The 15276-nt window shown below is 62.9% G+C and carries 13 protein-coding genes; 9 read left to right on the forward strand and 4 right to left on the reverse strand.

All coding sequences use genetic code 11. The features are described from left to right. Nucleotides 1–8: 8 nt before the first annotated feature. The 3 genes from DFO46_RS18625 to DFO46_RS18635 form a co-directional block, all read right to left on the reverse strand. Nucleotides 9–1226, reverse strand: coding sequence for a mandelate racemase/muconate lactonizing enzyme family protein (locus tag DFO46_RS18625; RefSeq protein WP_120278517.1), 1218 nt, complete (start codon nucleotides 1224–1226; stop codon nucleotides 9–11). A 27-nt stretch (nucleotides 1227–1253) separates the two neighbouring features. Next, nucleotides 1254–2678 (reverse strand): aldehyde dehydrogenase family protein, encoded by a 1425-nt coding sequence (locus DFO46_RS18630; protein WP_120278518.1) that lies wholly within the window; start codon nucleotides 2676–2678, stop codon nucleotides 1254–1256. Between the two features lie 101 nt (nucleotides 2679–2779). Further along, nucleotides 2780–3706: a LysR substrate-binding domain-containing protein gene (locus DFO46_RS18635; protein WP_245422645.1), complete on the reverse strand. Its 927-nt coding sequence runs from the start codon at nucleotides 3704–3706 to the stop codon at nucleotides 2780–2782. Between the two features lie 189 nt (nucleotides 3707–3895). Here DFO46_RS18635 and DFO46_RS18640 point away from each other — a divergent pair, with 189 nt between their 5' ends. The 9 genes from DFO46_RS18640 to DFO46_RS18680 all read left to right on the forward strand — a co-directional run bounded on the left by DFO46_RS18640 (nucleotide 3896) and on the right by DFO46_RS18680 (nucleotide 14284). Next, nucleotides 3896–4828: an L-lactate dehydrogenase gene (locus DFO46_RS18640; RefSeq protein WP_120278519.1), complete on the forward strand. Its 933-nt coding sequence runs from the start codon at nucleotides 3896–3898 to the stop codon at nucleotides 4826–4828. A gap of 76 nt (nucleotides 4829–4904) precedes the next feature. Next, nucleotides 4905–5276 carry a metalloregulator ArsR/SmtB family transcription factor gene (locus DFO46_RS18645; protein ID WP_120278520.1) on the forward strand — a complete coding sequence of 124 codons (372 nt, stop codon included), beginning with the start codon at nucleotides 4905–4907 and terminating at the stop codon, nucleotides 5274–5276. A gap of 23 nt (nucleotides 5277–5299) precedes the next feature. Further along, nucleotides 5300–6238, forward strand: a complete 939-nt coding sequence (locus DFO46_RS18650) for a LysR family transcriptional regulator (protein WP_120278521.1) — start codon at nucleotides 5300–5302, stop codon at nucleotides 6236–6238. Between the two features lie 68 nt (nucleotides 6239–6306). Continuing rightward, nucleotides 6307–6786, forward strand: a complete 480-nt coding sequence (locus DFO46_RS18655) for a formate dehydrogenase subunit gamma (RefSeq protein ID WP_120278522.1) — start codon at nucleotides 6307–6309, stop codon at nucleotides 6784–6786. Continuing rightward, nucleotides 6783–8339 carry an NADH-quinone oxidoreductase subunit NuoF gene (locus tag DFO46_RS18660; protein ID WP_120278523.1) on the forward strand — a complete coding sequence of 519 codons (1557 nt, stop codon included), beginning with the start codon at nucleotides 6783–6785 and terminating at the stop codon, nucleotides 8337–8339. Before DFO46_RS18655 ends, DFO46_RS18660 begins: the two co-directional genes overlap by 4 nt. A gap of 151 nt (nucleotides 8340–8490) precedes the next feature. Continuing rightward, entirely contained in the window at nucleotides 8491–11373 is a 2883-nt protein-coding gene (gene fdhF, locus DFO46_RS18665) for a formate dehydrogenase subunit alpha (RefSeq protein WP_120278524.1), read from the forward strand. Nucleotides 11374–11416: 43 nt separating this feature from the next. After that, nucleotides 11417–12247 (forward strand): formate dehydrogenase accessory sulfurtransferase FdhD, encoded by an 831-nt coding sequence (fdhD, locus tag DFO46_RS18670; protein WP_245422655.1) that lies wholly within the window; start codon nucleotides 11417–11419, stop codon nucleotides 12245–12247. Next, nucleotides 12225–12569: a formate dehydrogenase subunit delta gene (locus tag DFO46_RS18675; protein WP_120278526.1), complete on the forward strand. Its 345-nt coding sequence runs from the start codon at nucleotides 12225–12227 to the stop codon at nucleotides 12567–12569. The genes fdhD and DFO46_RS18675 overlap by 23 nt, the downstream gene beginning before the upstream one ends. Before the next feature lie 62 nt (nucleotides 12570–12631). Next, on the forward strand, nucleotides 12632–14284 hold the full coding sequence (locus DFO46_RS18680) for an OFA family MFS transporter (RefSeq protein WP_120278527.1): 1653 nt from the start codon (nucleotides 12632–12634) through the stop codon (nucleotides 14282–14284). Between the two features lie 70 nt (nucleotides 14285–14354). Here DFO46_RS18680 and DFO46_RS18685 read toward each other — a convergent pair whose 3' ends face one another. Then, entirely contained in the window at nucleotides 14355–15200 is an 846-nt protein-coding gene (locus DFO46_RS18685) for an asparaginase domain-containing protein (protein WP_120278528.1), read from the reverse strand. Nucleotides 15201–15276 lie beyond the last annotated feature (76 nt).

The raw sequence follows: 15276 nt of genomic DNA on the forward strand, positions 1-15276 counted from the left end.
CGGTGTCATCAACCCTTGGCCGGTGCGAAGGCTTTGATATCAATCGGTTCGGGCGCCATCTGCAGATGCAAGCGGTCGCCAGTGTAGGGCGTGTGGCGGGCGATGACCTCGTGGTTCAACTCGATGCCCAGGCCCGGCTCGCGTGAGGGAATGAGATAACCGTCGTCGAAGCCGAGCTTCACCTTCAGCACCTCAGCATGGAAACCGCCAAAATCCATGATCGCCTCGTGGATGAGGAAGTTCGGGCAGGTCGCCGCGAGTTGTATGGAGGCGGCTGCCCCGACCGGGCCGTTGTAGAGATGCGGCGCGATCTGCGCATAAAAGGACTCGGCCATCCCGGCGATCTTCTTCGCCTCCAGCAAGCCGCCGACGCGTGCGACATTCATCTGCAGGATGGAGGCCGAGCCAAGCTGCAATACTCTTTGGAATTCGTATTTCGTCGTCAGGCGCTCGCCGGTCGATACCGGGATCGAGGTGGCACGGGCGACTTCCGCCATCGCCGCTTCCTGGCCGGGTGGCACCGGTTCCTCGAACCACAGCGGATCGTATTTCTCCAGCCGCTTGGCGAGCCGGATGGCGGAGGAGGGGACCATCTGGCCATGGGTGCCGAAGAGGATATCGGCGCGGTTGCCGATCGCGTCGCGAATCTTCCGGCAGAACTCCTCGCAGCGATCCATGACGGGAAGCGACAGCTGGTGGCCGGAATAGTTGGTATAGGGGCCAGCAGGGTCGAATTTCAGCGCGGTGAAACCGGCATCGACCATGCGGATCGCCTCTTCGGCCGCAAGGTCGGGGTCGTTGTAGTCGTATTCGCCGGCGGCGTTCTTCGGATAGAGATAGGTATAGGCGCGCAGCTTTTCGTGCACGGTGCCGCCGAGAAGATCGGCCACCGGCCGGCCGGCCGATTTGCCGATGATATCCCAGCAGGCAATTTCGAGACCGGAGATGATCCCGACCATGGTTGGATCCGGTCGCTGGGTGAAACCGCTCGAATAGGCCGCGCGCCAGAAGCGCTCGATCTGGTGCGGGTCGTGACCTTCCAGATAACGGCTGAAGACGTCTTCGACGAGGATCGCAATGCCTGAGGGGTGGAAGGCGGTCGAATAGATTTCACCGACGCCCGTGATGCCGCAGGCCGTCTCCAGCTCGACGAAGATCCAGTACATGCCGCCGATATGGGGGGCAGGCGTTGCAACGACGTGTGTCTTCAGCGATGCGATCTTCATGGATGCCCCCTTGGTGGCGCGCAAAAATCAGTGTTTGAGGATGACGAGGCGTGTCTGGGTGAATTCCAGCATGCCGTGTTTGCCGTCGTCGCCGCCGAGGCCGGAGCGCTTCCAGCCGGCGTGGTAGCCTTGGTAGGGATCGGCGGGGAAGCGGTTGACGTAGAGTTCGCCCGCCTCGATCTCGTTCGCCGCCTTCATCACCTTGCGATAGTTTTCGGAGAAGACCACCGAGGCAAGGCCGAACTGATGGTCGCTCGCCATGGCCAGCGCCTCGTCGAAATCGGTATAGGGGATGACCGCCAGAACGGGTCCGAAGACTTCTTCCTGGACGATCTCCATGTCCTGGCGGCAGTCTGACAGCAGTGTCGGCGGATAGAAATAGCCGCTCCCCTCCGGCAGGTAGCCGCCCGTCTCGATCACGGCTCCTTCGGCCTTGGCCCGCTCCACCATGTGATGCACCCTCAACCGCGCCGCCGCATTGGCGAGCGGTCCCATGTAGGTCGGGTCTCCCGCTCGGTCGCCATAGAGACGGCGTTCGAAGGCGTCTCTCAGTTTTTCGAGCAATGTCCCGTGGATAGAGGCGTGCACGTAGAGACGTTCCACCGAGGTGCAGACCTGGCCGCAATGCGCCGTCTTGGCTGCCAGCACGCTCTTCGTCACCACATCGAGATCGGCATCCGGCTCGACGATGACAGGTGTCTTGCCGCCCAGCTCCAGAGAAGGCTTGGCGATGTTGGCCTTGCAGCAGTCGAGCACGACCTGGCCGGCCGCAACGCTGCCGGTCAGCGTTATCATACCGATTTCGCGGCGCTTGCACATGACCTCCGCCACCTCGTGGCTCATGGTCATGATGTTGACGAGCCCGGCCGGCAAGCCGGCCTCGGCGATGCATTCGGCAAAGACGAAGGCGGAGGTCGGCGTGTTGTTCGACGGGCGAACGACAACGGCATTGCCGGCAATCAGTGCCGGGGCGATCTTGCGCACCAGCGTGTAAACAGGGAAGTTGAAGGGGATCAGGCAGGCAACGACGCCGATCGGCGCGCGTTTGAGCATCAGCGTCTCGTCGGGGGTGTCGCTCTCTATCACCTCGCCCTCGATGCGGCGCGCCCATTCGGCGTGATAGCGCATCAGTTCGACGCCGTAGATCGCCTCGCCGGTGGCATCAGCCAGGCTCTTGCCGGATTCTTTTGCCAGTGCCTCGCCGATCCGGCCGGCATTCTTCTCGATGATATCGGCCAGATGGCGCAGCGCGTTGCCGCGTTCGATCGCCGGAAGCCGGCCCCAGGACTTCTGGGCCAGCGCCGCATGGTGAACTGCGGCAATCACCTCCGTCTCGGTTGCGCAGGGCACTGCGGCGAAGACCTCGCCGGTGGCCGGATTGCGCACCTCGATCGACTCGGGCGAGCCGGGTTCTCCAAAGGAACCACCGATGAAATTGCGCAATATGGACATGGCAGTCGCTCCGACGGCGGATTTCTGCCGCCAGTAGGGCGCTGGGTCGACTGCTTCGCAAGCGAGTTATTCTCGGTCGAAACATTCGTTTTTCGAATGTTTCAGCCTGCCGCGAGACGCAGGGCCGGCAGGCCGCCGGCGGTGAGTTCCGAGCGCAGCCAGGCATGGAAGGCTCTCACATGGCCGGAGGCGGGCTGGTCCGCCCGTGTCACCAGCCAGTAGGATTCGTGCCCTTCCACCTCGACATCCAGCACCTGCACCAGATGCCCGGCCTGCATCAAAGGTGCCACCATGGACCGATCTGCCACGGCCACGCCGAGCCCGTTGCAGGCCGCCTCGATCACCAGATCCAGCAGGTCGAATTCGAGGCCGCCGCGGGTGTCGGTCTGGCCAAGGCCCGCCGCGTCCAGCCAGCGCTGCCATGTCAGGTAACGCTGATCGGCCGAGGCCAGGACATGCAGGAAGGTGAGGCTGGACAGATCGACCGCGTCGCTCCCCGTGCCCGGCGCCAGAAGCTGTGGCGCGCAGACGGCAATATGCCGCTCCGTCATCAACCGCTCGGATTTCATCGCCGACCATTCGCCATCACCGAAGCGGATGGCACAGTCGAGAATGCCGCGTTCGGCCAGATTGTCATGGAGATCGGTCGTGATGCTCAGATCGATGCCGGGAAGAAAACTGCGCAGGCTGGCAAGGCGCGGCATCAGCCAGCGCTTGGCAAAGGTCGGCGGGACATTCACCCTCAGTCTCTGCGGATTGCTCCTCTCCGTGATGTTGCGAACGGTCAGCTCGACATTGTGGAACGCCTGCTGCAGGGCTGCGAGCAGTTCCATGCCTGACGGCGTGAGATCGAGAAAATGGTGCCGGCGGATCACCAGTGGCTCGCCGAGCTGGTCTTCGAGATTGCGGACCTGGCGGCTGACCGCGCTTTGCGTCAGGTGCAGCAGCTCGGCGGCGCGCGTGAAGCTGCGGGTCTGGCCAACCACTTCAAACACCTTCATCGCCGATAGTGCGGGCAGTCGTCGCATTCTCTCTCCCTGGGGCCGCTCACCCGTTCAACTGCGGCATTTAATCAGAGGAGATGTGGGGGCGTCACGCGGATTCTGCGGTTTTGGGTTCCCGCTGGTCGCATCGCAAAAGCGGTTGCAACCGATCTCCTGCCAGTGAGATAACCGAAGTCTGTAAACCGCAGTTGTGGCGGCAGGGGAGATCACGTCATGAAGGTGGGCATCGTCGGTGCGGGAATGGTCGGGAGTTCGGCGGGCTATGCGCTGGCGCTCATGGGCCTTGCGAGCGAGATCGTTCTGATCGATCAGAATGCAGCGCTTGCCGTAGCGCAGGCCGAGGACATTGCCCATGCCGTGCCCTTCATGTCATCGACCGTCGTCAATTCCGGTCACTATCGTGATCTCGAAGGAGCAGGAGTGGTCATCCTCGCCGCCGGCGTCAGCCAGAAACCGGGCGAGACCCGTCTGGAACTGCTGGAGCGCAACGCCGCCGTCTTCCGGGCTGTGCTCGCAGAGGTGCTGCCGGTGGTGCCAGATGCGATCCTGCTGATCGCGTCCAATCCCGTTGACGTGATGACCCAGATCACAACGCGTCTGTCCGGCATCGATCCGCGCCGGGTGATCGGCTCGGGTACCATTCTCGATACGGCGCGATTCCGGAGCCTGATCGGCCGTCATCTCGGCATCTCGCCGCAATCGGTCCACGCCTATGTGCTGGGCGAGCATGGTGACAGCGAGGTCCTCGCCTGGACGAGAGCGCGCGCCGGATCCGTGCCGCTCTCCTCCTTTGCTGCGCAAGTCGGCTCGCCGTTGACCACAGAGGTGCGGGCGCAGATCGACGACGGGGTGCGCAACGCGGCCTACAAAATCATCAACGGCAAAGGGTCGACCTATTACGGGATCGGCGCCGGGCTTGCCCGGATCGTCAAGGCGATCGCCCGCGACCAGCGCGACGTTCTTTCCGTGTCGATATCCACGCCCGAGGTGGCGGGAGTGCGCGACGTTGCGCTGTCGATCCCGCGTGTGGTCGGTGCCGAAGGGGTTCTTGCCGATCTCTTCCCCGATCTCGACGACGAGGAATACACCGCCCTGAACCGCAGTGCATCGCTTCTGAAGGAGCGCGCCGACGCCATCGCTTTGTAGCCACTTCAGCCTGCATGCTCGGAGTATGGACAGCCCTTCACCGCCTCTTCCCCACAGCCCCGATACTGGATGCGTCATGACCGAAACGCCGCCGCTTACGCCACAGGATCTCGATGACTTTCTTTCGAAAGCGCGCGCGGCGAGCGCACTGTTGAAGGCGCTTTCCCATGAGACACGTCTGTTGATGCTCTGCATCCTCTGCCAGGGCGAGAAGACAGTCGGCGAGATCGAGCAGTTCCTCGGCATCCAGCAGGCGGTGGTCTCCCAGCAGCTCGCGCGGCTGCGCAGCGATGAGGTGGTCCAGACGCGGCGCAGCGGCCGGCAGATCTACTACCGGATCGCAGATCCCCAGCTCGCCGAACTGATCTCTGTGCTCTACAAGATGTATTGTGGCCCGAAGCCTGAGGCTGAGGGTGGGGCTGAAGCTGTCGCTGAGCCTTTGGCCTGAAGGGCGTTCGAAGAGCGGGATACATGATCGACAAGCTGGAATTCTTCATCGCGCTTGCCCGCCAGCAGCATTTCGGCCGCGCGGCGGAAGAGTGCGGCATAACGCAGCCGACGCTCTCGGCCGGTATCCGGCAACTTGAGGAGCAGCTCGGCGTCATGCTGGTGCAGCGTGGCTCGCGCTTTCTCGGCCTGACCCCGGAGGGCCAGCGGGTGCTCGAATGGGCACGACGGATCGTCGGCGATACCAGGACCATGCGCGAGGAAATGCGGGCGGCGCGGCGGGGTCTTGCCGGTCATATCCGGCTTGCCGTCATTCCGACTGCGCTTGCCATGGTGCAGAAACTCACCGAACCCTTCCAGGCCCGGCATCCGGACGTGACCTTTTCCGTTCTGTCGCGCACCTCTTTGCAGGTGTTGAGCCTGCTGGAGAATCTCGAGATCGATGCCGGCATCACCTATCTCGACAATGAGCCGCTTGGCCGCGTCACCAGCGTGCCACTCTATTCCGAACGTTATCACCTGATCACCGGTGTCGGAACGCCGCTTGCCGATCGCTCCAGCGTCGCCTGGAGCGAGGTGGCGGACCTGCGCCTCTGTCTGTTGACCGCCGATATGCAGAACCGGCGGATCATCAACCAGCATATGGCGGATGCTGGTGTGGCGCCGAAGCCGACGCTCGAATCCAATTCGATGATCGTGCTGTTTTCGCATATCCGTACCGGCAAATGGGCCTCGATCATGCCGAGAAACGTGGCTGAGTCCTTCGGTTTCGGTGAAGAAATCCGCATGATCCCGATCACCGCGCCGGATGCCGAACACCTTGTCGGACTGGTCGCCACTCACCGAGAGCCCTTTACACCGCTGGTCTCCGGCCTGTTGCACGAGGCCCGTCTGCTGGCGACGGCCCATGCCTTCGATAGAAATCTTCTATCGACCGACGGAAGCGGCATATTGACCTCATAAGTGTCGAACCCTCATCATCTTGCGATGAACGACCCCGCGTGGAGCTCTGGCGGGTGAGGAGGACAGACATGAACATTCGTGTGGCCGCGGACGACCAGTCCGCCCGCATTGCGGCAATCGTGGCCGAGTTGCAGCATCTGGAAGGTCCGATGCTGCCGATCCTGCATCGTGTGCAGCAAGAGTTCGGCTTCGTGCCTGAAGCCGCCAAGCAGGTCATTGCGAACGCGCTCAACCTTTCGCGCGCCGAGGTCCATGGCGTCATCACCTTCTATCACGATTTCCGCGCCGATCCGGCCGGGCGGCATGTGCTGAAGCTCTGTCGCGCCGAGGCTTGCCAGTCGATGGGCTGCGAGTCTCTTGCCGACAAGATCAAGGCCAAGCTCGGCATCGACTGGCACGAGACGACGGCGGATGGTGCCGTCACCCTCGAACCGGTCTTCTGTCTCGGCCTCTGCGCCCAGGCGCCGGCCGCCATGCTCGACGGCGAGCTGCATGCCCGTCTCGACGAGCACTGTCTGACCGACATTCTGGCGGAGGTGCGCACATGAGTGTCACCGTCTTCGTTCCCCGTGATGCGGCGGCCTTGGCCGTCGGCGCCGACAAGGTGGCGGCTGCCATCGCACGCGAAGCCAAGGCTCGCGGCCAGGATGTCACCATCGTTCGCAACGGTTCGCGCGGCATGCTATGGCTGGAAGTGCTGGTCGAAGTCCGCACCGATCACGGCCGTGTGGCCTATGGTCCGGTCAAGGCCTCCGACGTGCCGTCGCTCTTCGATGCCGGCTTCCTTGATGGCGGCGATCATCCGCTTGGCCACGGGCTCACCAAGGAGATCCCCTTCCTCAAAGGTCAGACACGGCTGACCTTTGCCCGCTGCGGTGTGACCGATCCTCTGTCGCTTGATGACTACCGTCACTATCAGGGTTTGAAGGGTCTTGCGAACGCCATCGCCATGGCACCTGTCGATATCGTCAAACAGGTCACCGACAGTGGCTTGCGCGGTCGTGGTGGTGCGGGCTTCCCGACGGGCATCAAGTGGAAGACGGTGGCGGACGCGAAGGCCGATCAGAAATACATCGTCTGTAATGCCGATGAGGGCGACAGCGGCACCTTTGCCGACCGGATGATCATGGAGGGCGATCCCTTCGTGCTGATCGAGGGCATGGCGATTGCCGGCATCGCGGTTGGCGCTACCAAGGGCTATGTCTATACCCGCTCCGAATATCCGCATGCCATCGCCATGATGGAAGAGGCGATCGAGATTGCGAGGGCTGCGGGCATCCTCGGCGCCTCGGTCATGGGTTCTGCTTACGCCTTCGACATGGAAGTGCGCATGGGTGCCGGTGCTTATGTCTGCGGCGAGGAAACCTCTCTGCTGAACAGCCTCGAAGGCAAGCGCGGGATCGTGCGCGCCAAGCCGCCGCTTCCGGCGCTCCAGGGCCTGTTCGGCAAACCGACCGTCGTCAACAACGTCATGTCGCTCGCTTCCATCCCAGTCATCATGGACCGCGGCGCGCAATTTTATCGCGACTTCGGCGTCGGTCGGTCGCATGGCACGATCCCGATCCAGCTTGCCGGCAATCTCAAGCATGGCGGCCTCTACGAGACCGCCTTCGGCCTGCCACTCGGCCAGCTGATCAACGAGATCGGCGGCGGCACGATCTCCGGCCGCCCGGTTAAGGCTGTGCAGGTCGGCGGCCCGCTCGGCGCCTATTTCCCGCCGGCGCTGTTCGATACGATCTTCGACTACGAGGCGTTTACCGCCGCCGGCGGCCTGATCGGCCATGCTGGTATCGTGGTCTTCGACGACAGCGTCGACATGCTGCAGCAGGCACGGTTCGCCATGGAGTTCTGCGCGGTCGAAAGCTGCGGCAAGTGCACGCCCTGCCGCATCGGCTCGACCCGTGGCGTCGAGACCGTCGACAAGATTGCCCAAGGCATCGAGCCGGAGAAGAACAAGGTGCTGCTGGAGGATCTCTGCAACACCATGAAATTCGGCTCACTCTGCGCGCTCGGCGGCTTCACGCCCTATCCGGTCATGAGTGCCATGACGCATTTTCCGGAGGATTTTGCGCCGGTGCCGGTTCGGGAGGCGGCGGAATGATCGTCAATTCTCTCTCGTCATCCTCGGGCTTGTCCCGAGGATCTACCGACATTGCCATGCGGGAGACGTTCATTGCTGAACCGGCTCCCGAAGTTCAGACGCAGCAGATCCTCGGGATAAACCCGAGGATGACGGCGGAAAGGTAAGCGTCATGCCCCTCATTCCTGAAACCGACTACGGCACACCGGCCTCGCGTTCCGAAAACATGGTGACGCTTACCATCGACGGCCGCGAAATCTCGGTGCCCGAGGGCACCTCGATCATGCGCGCCTCAATGGAGGCCGGCATTCAGGTGCCAAAACTCTGTGCCACCGACATGGTGGATGCCTTCGGTTCCTGTCGCCTCTGTCTGATCGAGGTGGAGGGCCGCAACGGCACGCCTGCCTCCTGCACCACGCCGGTCGCGCCCGGCATTGTCGTCCATACCCAGACGGAGCGGCTGAAGGCCATCCGCAAGGGCGTGATGGAGCTCTACATCTCCGACCATCCGCTTGACTGTCTGACCTGTGCTGCCAATGGTGACTGCGAGTTGCAGGACATGGCCGGTGCCGTGGGTTTGCGCGACGTGCGCTATGGCTACGAAGGTGAGAACCACGTGAAGGCGCGGTCGTCCGAGGGCGGCATGAATGCCCAGTGGATGCCGAAAGACGAGAGCAATCCCTATTTCACCTATGACCCCTCCAAATGCATCGTCTGTTCGCGCTGCGTGCGGGCCTGCGAAGAGGTGCAGGGTACGTTCGCGCTGACCATTGAGGGCCGTGGCTTCGACAGCCGCGTGTCACCCGGCGCGCATGAAGCCTTCCTCTCGTCGGAATGCGTCTCCTGCGGCGCCTGCGTCCAGGCCTGCCCAACGGCGACGCTGACGGAGAAGTCGGTGATATCAATCGGCCAGCCGGAGCATTCGGCCGTCACCACCTGCGCCTATTGCGGCGTTGGCTGTTCCTTCAAGGCGGAAATGCGCGGCGAAGAGCTGGTGCGCATGGTGCCGTGGAAGGATGGTCAGGCAAACCGTGGCCATTCCTGCGTCAAGGGCCGCTTCGCCTATGGCTATGCCAGCCACAAGGACCGCATTCTCAACCCGATGATCCGCGAGAAGATCACCGATCCCTGGCGCGAAGTGACCTGGGAAGAGGCCTATGCGCATGTGGCCTCCGAGTTCAAGCGCATCCAGTACCAGTATGGCCGCGAAGCCATCGGCGGGATCACCTCGTCGCGCTGCACCAATGAAGAAACCTATCTCGTCCAGAAGCTCATCCGCGCCGGCTTCGGCAACAACAATGTCGACACCTGCGCCCGCGTCTGCCATTCGCCGACCGGTTATGGTCTCGGCCAGGCCTTCGGCACGTCCGCTGGCACGCAGAACTTCGATTCTGTCGAACATTCGGACGTCGTCCTCGTCATCGGCGCCAACCCGACCGATGGCCATCCGGTCTTCGGCTCGCGGCTGAAGAAGCGGCTGCGCCAGGGCGCCAAGCTGATCGTCATCGATCCCCGCCGCATCGATCTCGTCAAGACGCCGCATGTGGAAGCGTCTTACCATCTGCCGCTGAAGCCCGGCACCAATGTCGCCGTGTTGACGGCCATCGCCCATGTCATCGTCACCGAAGGTCTGTTTGCCGAGGCTTTCATTCGCGAGCGCTGCGACTGGTCGGAATTCGAGGACTGGGCCGCCTTCGTCGCCGAGCCTGAACATTCGCCGGAGGAAACCGAGAAGTTCACCGGCGTGCCGGCAGCCGACCTGCGGGGTGCTGCCCGCCTGTTCGCCACCGGCGGCAATGGCGCCATCTATTACGGCCTCGGCGTCACCGAACACAGCCAGGGCTCGACCACCGTCATGGCGATCGCCAATCTTGCCATGGCAACCGGCAATATCGGCCGGCCCGGCGTCGGCGTGAACCCGCTGCGTGGGCAGAACAATGTCCAGGGCTCCTGCGACATGGGCTCCTTCCCGCATGAGCTGCCGGGTTATCGCCACGTCTCCGACGACGCCACCCGCGAGACCTTCGAAAAGCTTTGGGGTGTCGAGCTCAGCAACGAGCCGGGTCTGCGCATTCCCAACATGCTGGATGCTGCCGTCGATGGTTCGTTCAGGGGTATCTATATCCAGGGCGAGGACATCCTGCAGTCCGACCCGGATACCAAACACGTCTCGGCCGGCCTTGCCGCGATGGAATGCGTCGTCGTGCACGACCTCTTCCTGAACGAGACGGCGAACTATGCCCATGTCTTCCTGCCAGGCTCGACCTTCCTCGAAAAGGACGGCACCTTCACCAATGCCGAGCGCCGCATCAACCGCGTGCGCAAGGTGATGAGCCCGAAGAACGGCTATGCGGACTGGGAAGTGACCCAGAAGCTCGCCCAGGCCATGGGCCTAACCTGGAACTATAGCCATCCGTCCGAGATCATGGACGAGATCGCGGCAACGACGCCGAGCTTCGCCGGCGTCTCCTACGACTATCTGGAAAAGATGGGTTCCGTGCAGTGGCCCTGCAACGAGAAATTCCCTGTGGGGTCGCCGATCATGCATGTCGACGGCTTCGTGCGTGGCAAGGGCAAGTTCATCCGAACCGAATATGTCGCGACCGACGAACGCACTGGTCCGCGCTTCCCGCTGCTGCTCACCACCGGCCGCATCCTGTCCCAGTACAATGTCGGGGCGCAGACACGGCGCACAGAGAATGTCGTCTGGCATGAGGAGGATCTCCTGGAAATCCATCCGCATGATGCCGAACAGCGTGGCGTCAAGAATGGCGATTGGATCAAGCTTGCCAGCCGTGCGGGTGATACGACGCTACGGGCGCTGATCACCGATCGCGTGGCCCCGGGCGTGGTCTATACCACCTTCCATCACCCGAACACGCAGGCCAATGTCATCACCACCGACTTCTCCGACTGGGCGACCAATTGCCCGGAATACAAGGTGACCGCCGTGCAGGTGTCGCCGTCGAATGGTCCGACCGAATGGCAGGAGGGCTACGAGGAACTGTCGCGTCAGTCGCGGCGCATCGCCGGCAAGCTGGAAGCGGCGGAATGACGGGGATGCTGATCGCATCTTTCGGTCGAAGGGCTTCGACATGATGCCCTCGTCCCGCCCATTCGCGAGCCTTCAGGTGCGTGACGGTGAGCCACGTACGGGCAGCCGGATGGTTCCGGAAGAGGTGCCTGTCGCCTTCTCCTATGGCGGATCGACCCATGCCGTGATGATGGCAACCCCAGACAATCTCGAGGATTTCGCCCTCGGCTTTTCGCTCGCCGAGGGCATCATCAACAGAGCAGACCAGGTCATCTCGATCGAGCCCATCGAAGCCGATACCGGCATCGACCTGCAGATCACGCTGGAGGACCAGACGGCCGAGGCACTGACCTCGCGGCGGCGGCGCATGGCGGGGCCTGTTGGCTGCGGGCTTTGCGGCATCGAGTCGATCGAGCAGGCGACGCGGCCTGTGCCTGCCATCGCTGACCATGGTTTTCGTATTGGAGGCGGAGAAATCGTCGAGGCGATGGGCCTGCTCGGGAACCAGCAGGTTCTCAATCGCGAAACGCGCGCCGTGCATGGGGCCGGCTTCTACATCCCCGGCCAGGGTCTCGTTGCCCTGCGCGAGGATGTCGGCCGGCACAATGCGCTCGACAAACTGGTCGGCGCCGTGCTTCGCGGCGGCTGGAATTCATCCACTGGCGTCGTGGTCGTCACCAGCCGCCTCTCGGTCGAGATGGTGCAGAAGGCCGCCATTCTCGGCTCACCCGTCCTGGCCGCCATCTCCGTCCCCACCGCCCTCGCCATCCGCACCGCCGAACAGGCGGGCCTGACATTGATCGGGATCGCCAGGGGCGACGAGTTTGAAGTCTTTACCCGCGCCGATCGCCTGATCGAAGGAGCCGAACGCCATGTCGCACAGTCATATCGATGAAAAGCTTGTCCGCATGGCAAACCAGATCGCGACCTTCTTCCTGTCGCAGCCCGAAGATGTGCGGATTGAGGGGGTGGCGACCCACATCAACAAGTTCTGGGAGGTGCGCATGCGCCGCCGCTTCTTCGAACTGCTCGACATGCCGGATGCGGGCTTCCTGCCGCTGGTGATTGCGGCCTCCAAAGAAATCAAACGCCCTGGGTCGGCGGATTCCGGTGCCGTGGGCGTCGGGGTAGATGCCGCCACCGGCGCGCCGGGAGGCAAAGGTGTGGCAGCCGGAGAATCGCTGTCGGAACCCAGCATTCCGGAGACAACGGCATAAGTTTACAGGTTTTGGGGCTTGGGGGAGGTCCAAATAGGCTTTTTGAGGAGGAGGAGTACTAAATGGCTGTTTCTGGTGTTAGCGCTGACAGCGTGAGAGATGTCGGCATTCTGGACAAAGAACGAATCATTGCAAAACCGGGTTTCAATCGCTGGCTGGTTCCGCCGGCGGCCCTTGCCATCCATCTGTGCATCGGCATGGCCTATGGTTTCAGCGTCTTCTGGCTGCCGCTGAGCAAGGCGATTGCCAACCCCGATCCCAGCTGCTCGGAATTGACGTTGTTGAGCGCCTTGTTCACCACCGCCTGCAACTGGCGGGTCGCGGATCTCGGCTGGATCTACACACTCTTCTTCGTCTTTCTCGGCTGCTCGGCCGCGATCTGGGGCGGTTGGCTCGAGCGGGTCGGCCCTCGCAAGGCGGCCTTCGTATCGGCCTGCTGCTGGTGTGGTGGCATATTGATCGCGGCGGTTGGCGTCATGACCCACCAGCTGTGGCTGATGTGGGTCGGTGCCGGCGTCATCGGTGGCATAGGCCTCGGCCTTGGCTACATTTCCCCGGTGTCCACCCTGATCAAATGGTTCCCGGATCGGCGCGGCATGGCAACCGGCATGGCGATCATGGGCTTCGGCGGCGGTGCCATGATCGGCGCCCCACTCGCCAATATGCTCATGACGCTGTTCAAGACCGACACGTCGGTCGGTGTCTGGCAGACCTTCGTGGTCATGGCCCTCATCTATTTTGTCTTCATGATGGGTGGTGCTTTCGGTTATCGGATCCCGCCTGCCGGCTGGCGCCCCGAAGGCTGGACAGCGCCGGTGTCGAAAAGCACGATGATCACCACCCGCCATGTGCACCTGCGCGATGCCCACAAGACGCCGCAGTTCTGGCTGATCTGGGCGGTCCTCTGCCTGAACGTTTCGGCCGGTATCGGCGTCATCGGCGTTGCCTCGCCGATGCTGCAGGAAATCTTCGCCGGTTCGCTGATCGGCCTGCCGGATCTGACCTTCTCGCAGCTCGACACCGCACAGAAGGCGCAGATCGCGGCCATCGCCGCCGGCTTCACCGGCCTCCTGTCGCTGTTCAACATCGGAGGCCGCTTCTTCTGGGCGTCGATGTCCGACAAGATCGGGCGGAAGAACACCTATTTCTGTTTCTTCATCCTCGGCATCATTCTCTACGCTGCGGCACCCACTCTGGCCGGCCTCGGCTCCAAGGCGATGTTCGTGCTTGCCTTCGGCATCATCCTGTCGATGTATGGCGGCGGCTTTGCGACGATCCCGGCCTATCTTGCCGATATCTTCGGGACGCAGTTCGTCGGTGCGATCCACGGCCGCCTGCTCACGGCCTGGGCGACAGCCGGCATCGTCGGCCCCGTTGTGGTCAACTATATCCGCGAAGCACAGATCTCGGCAGGGGTCGCCCCCGGACCTGAACTCTATACCGGCACCATGTATATCCTGGCCGGCATGCTGGCGGTTGGCCTGATTGCCAATGCCTTCGTGAAGCCATTGTCGGACAAGTGGTTTATGTCGGATGCTGAAGTGGCCGCTCTGCAGGCGAAGACGGCAGCTGCCAATGCCGGGCCGTCCGGTTCCTTCGGGATCGGCAGGGGTGGTCTTGACGCCAAGGCAGCGATTGCCTGGGCGGTTGTCGGCCTTCCGCTTCTGTGGGGCGTCTGGATCACGCTGCGCAACAGCCTTGCGATCTTCGGCTGAGTTTCAGCTACCAATCCGAAAGAAGAGGCGGTCCGGATGCGGGCCGCCTCTTGCCGTTTTCGGGGGCTGCTCAGTTCAGCCAGAGATGAATGAGGGCGGCTTCCGGCGTTTGCGCGCCACCGTTTTCTATGCCCGTGCTCCACAATCCGGCGCCGGCGGCATAAGCACCGGGCGCCAGGCCGCCGGCTTCGCACTGGCTGACGGCGCGCAGCCGCTTTCCAGCCCTGACCGCATCGGCCAGAACCTTCAACAGCGAGGGATCGGCCATGGCCGTGCCGGACCCAAAGACCCGCAACACGGCTCCGTCCAGCTGCGAAAGCGATGCTTCGATCATCGCTGAGGGCATGCCGGGGGAGAGCGTCAGGATTGCCAACCTGCGTTCGGCAAATCGCCGGTGCAGCGGCGCTGACGGACTTGATTGCTGTTGCGCGCGGAACGCGTCGACTTCGTGGCTATGATGTTTGACCAGGCCGCCGGCTTCAAGCAGCTTACCGGCAAAGGCGAGAAACACGCCCGATTCGGTGCGGGTTGCCGCCTCGACCGCCAGCGACAGGTTTTCTTCGGCATCTCCACCGGTCCCGAGCGGATGCATGGAGCCGCAGAGAATGACGCGGCGTTCCTCGCCTGCCAACGCCTGCGCGAGCGCCGCGCCGGTGAAAGCCATGGTATCCGTCCCGTGGGCGACGATGACAGAGGCGCCGGGATGGCTGCGGATCACATCCAGCATCTCGTTCCAGTGAGTGGGGCCGACATCGGCACTGTCGAGCAGCGGGTCGAAGACATGGCTCGTGAGCGTCGTATCCCGCCCAAGCCTTGCTTCCAGAGCCGCCTCGACGAGGCCACGCTGGGGAGCAAGTCCGTCTAGCGTCTCCGCCATGCCGATGGTGCCGCCGGTATGGATCAAAACGAGCTGCATGGTGACGCCTCCGGTCTGTTTGGCGTCTGGTAGGGCAAGTATCCAGTCAGATCAACAGGTCTGCAGATCGCAGGTC

Origin of the sequence: Rhizobium sp. AG855 (assembly GCF_003610655.1) — a bacterium.
GTDB classification, from domain to species: domain Bacteria; phylum Pseudomonadota; class Alphaproteobacteria; order Rhizobiales; family Rhizobiaceae; genus Allorhizobium; species Allorhizobium wuzhouense.

Excerpts from the sequence above, each read along its gene's own strand:
- DFO46_RS18625 (WP_120278517.1), bottom strand. The coding sequence starts at position 1,226 with ATGAAGATCGCATCGCTGAAGACACACGTCGTTGCAACGCCTGCCCCC.
- DFO46_RS18630 (WP_120278518.1), bottom strand. The coding sequence starts at position 2,678 with ATGTCCATATTGCGCAATTTCATCGGTGGTTCCTTTGGAGAACCCGGC.
- DFO46_RS18635 (WP_245422645.1), bottom strand. The coding sequence starts at position 3,706 with ATGCGACGACTGCCCGCACTATCGGCGATGAAGGTGTTTGAAGTGGTT.
- DFO46_RS18640 (WP_120278519.1), top strand. The coding sequence starts at position 3,896 with ATGAAGGTGGGCATCGTCGGTGCGGGAATGGTCGGGAGTTCGGCGGGC.
- DFO46_RS18645 (WP_120278520.1), top strand. The coding sequence starts at position 4,905 with ATGACCGAAACGCCGCCGCTTACGCCACAGGATCTCGATGACTTTCTT.
- DFO46_RS18650 (WP_120278521.1), top strand. The coding sequence starts at position 5,300 with ATGATCGACAAGCTGGAATTCTTCATCGCGCTTGCCCGCCAGCAGCAT.
- DFO46_RS18655 (WP_120278522.1), top strand. The coding sequence starts at position 6,307 with ATGAACATTCGTGTGGCCGCGGACGACCAGTCCGCCCGCATTGCGGCA.
- DFO46_RS18660 (WP_120278523.1), top strand. The coding sequence starts at position 6,783 with ATGAGTGTCACCGTCTTCGTTCCCCGTGATGCGGCGGCCTTGGCCGTC.
- fdhF (WP_120278524.1), top strand. The coding sequence starts at position 8,491 with ATGCCCCTCATTCCTGAAACCGACTACGGCACACCGGCCTCGCGTTCC.
- fdhD (WP_245422655.1), top strand. The coding sequence starts at position 11,417 with ATGCCCTCGTCCCGCCCATTCGCGAGCCTTCAGGTGCGTGACGGTGAG.
- DFO46_RS18675 (WP_120278526.1), top strand. The coding sequence starts at position 12,225 with ATGTCGCACAGTCATATCGATGAAAAGCTTGTCCGCATGGCAAACCAG.
- DFO46_RS18680 (WP_120278527.1), top strand. The coding sequence starts at position 12,632 with ATGGCTGTTTCTGGTGTTAGCGCTGACAGCGTGAGAGATGTCGGCATT.
- DFO46_RS18685 (WP_120278528.1), bottom strand. The coding sequence starts at position 15,200 with ATGCAGCTCGTTTTGATCCATACCGGCGGCACCATCGGCATGGCGGAG.